1 pseudogene is annotated in these 360 nt (G+C 75.6%); it reads right to left on the reverse strand.

Annotation, left to right across the window (positions count from 1 at the left end):
• Positions 1-360 (reverse strand): annotated as a pseudogene (locus AN216_RS00205) (helicase); the annotation flags it as partial.

Consider the following 360-nt stretch of genomic DNA (forward strand, 5'->3'; position numbering starts at 1 on the left):
ACCTGTCGCCGCACCTCGCGCAACGCCTCCGCGTCCAGCTCGACCCGCGCGCCGTACGCCACCACCCGTAGCCGCTCCGGCGTGCCCGGGTGTTCCAGCGCGCCCCGGGCGGCGTTCCGCAACACCCGCACCATCCGGGCGTCGCCCTTGAGCCGCGCCACCTCGGGAGCGTCGTAGCCGTCCGCCTCGGCGCCCTCCACCAGGGAGCCCAGCGCCCGGATGGCGACCTGCCCCTCCTCGCCGAGGGAGGGCAGCACGCCCTCGGTGTACGACACCAGCAGCGGCGTCGGGCTGACGACGAGGATGCCGCCGGCGTAGCGCCGTCTGTCCTGGTAGAGCAGGTACGCCGCGCGGTGCAGC

The sequence above is a fragment of the Streptomyces oceani genome (assembly GCF_001751245.1).
In the GTDB taxonomy this organism is placed as follows: Bacteria; Actinomycetota; Actinomycetes; order Streptomycetales; family Streptomycetaceae; genus Streptomyces; species Streptomyces oceani.